Origin of the sequence: Staphylococcus sp. HMSC034G07 (genome assembly GCF_001835975.1) — a bacterium.
Taxonomy (GTDB): Bacteria; Bacillota; Bacilli; order Staphylococcales; family Staphylococcaceae; genus Staphylococcus; species Staphylococcus ureilyticus.
Genome location: NZ_KV826583.1, coordinates 1 through 973, shown reverse-complemented (window position 1 = coordinate 973; position 973 = coordinate 1). Strand labels below are relative to the sequence as shown.

General features: G+C 26.0%; 3 protein-coding genes. All 3 read left to right on the top strand.

Annotated features, from left to right (window positions below):
• The first annotated feature begins 29 nt into the window (after positions 1-29).
• The 3 genes from HMPREF2586_RS00275 (at position 30) to HMPREF2586_RS00270 (ending at position 910) form a co-directional block, all read left to right on the top strand.
• Positions 30-233 (top strand): hypothetical protein, encoded by a 204-nt coding sequence (locus tag HMPREF2586_RS00275; RefSeq protein WP_141756805.1) that lies wholly within the window; start codon positions 30-32, stop codon positions 231-233.
• Positions 234-265: 32 nt separating this feature from the next.
• Positions 266-391 carry a hypothetical protein gene (locus HMPREF2586_RS12940; RefSeq protein ID WP_256324320.1) on the top strand — a complete coding sequence of 42 codons (126 nt, stop codon included), beginning with the start codon at positions 266-268 and terminating at the stop codon, positions 389-391.
• Between the two features lie 162 nt (positions 392-553).
• The gene (locus tag HMPREF2586_RS00270) at positions 554-910 is read left to right on the top strand and encodes a hypothetical protein (protein WP_070812581.1); all 357 of its coding nucleotides are present in this window, start codon (positions 554-556) and stop codon (positions 908-910) included.
• The last annotated feature ends 63 nt before the right edge of the window (positions 911-973 follow it).

Genomic DNA, 973 nt, shown 5'->3' with positions numbered 1-973 from the left:
GTATAAATTCTATTTAGGAGTGGTCAATGATGAATTACGAACAAATCAGAGAAATATTAAAAGATAATGATAATCAAGAAGTAGTTAAAGGAATAATAAGTTTTGAGTTAGGTATTGAAGATGAAGAATTATTAGATGAGATAAATGAGTTTTATTTCAGTAATAAATATATGCCTAACTTTTTAGACGCAGAAATTTGTGAATTTGCTAATTGCCATAAATATGGTTTTTAAAAAAATGAAGTATTGAAAGGGGGTGGTATTAGGTGAACAAAAATAAGAAAGATGAAGAAAAACAAAAAAAAGATGACCAATTCAATTTATTCCTAATCGGATTAAATTTACTTTTAGTCATCTTGCAAATAGTGCATGAACTATTATTGTTTTTCTAAAGGTAGGGGGTCATCCCCCCCTACTATCTTTCTTAATATATATTATACCATAGGAGAATTAAAATGAAAAATTACAACAAAACATTTTGTATCATGTTAAGTATTTTAGCGATTTTACAGATTATTGAATTGTTACTATAAATCAATTAGGAGTGGTCAATGATGAATGAAGTTTTGAAAAAACAAATTATTGATAAGGCTTATAATACAGCCAATATTAATAAAAACATATGGAATGATAGTGCATTAAACGAGATTAAATTACATTTATTAGGATTTTATGAAACGAATGGTCATTTATATGAGGATAGTCAGAGCAGGTTTATAGAAAATATAGAATTTGAAACAAATAAAGGTAAATTTTTGAAAGAACTTTACGAAAATAATCCACCTAATTTTGATGAACTTATAGATGAATTTGTTGAATGTCAGACAATCAATGAGTTAATAAATACAATCTTAGATGGTTATGGACTTGTATTAGAAAATGAAGTGATTATCTATTTTAAGGAAATTTAAACTAATATGATTAAAAAAGCCCTCATTTTTGAGGGCTTTTTGTGTGAAAAGACATATATCCAA

What these genes read in the sequence shown, in the direction of transcription:
- HMPREF2586_RS00275 (WP_141756805.1), top strand. Translation starts at nt 30, where the DNA reads ATGAATTACGAACAAATCAGAGAAATATTAAAAGATAATGATAATCAA.
- HMPREF2586_RS00270 (WP_070812581.1), top strand. Translation starts at nt 554, where the DNA reads ATGAATGAAGTTTTGAAAAAACAAATTATTGATAAGGCTTATAATACA.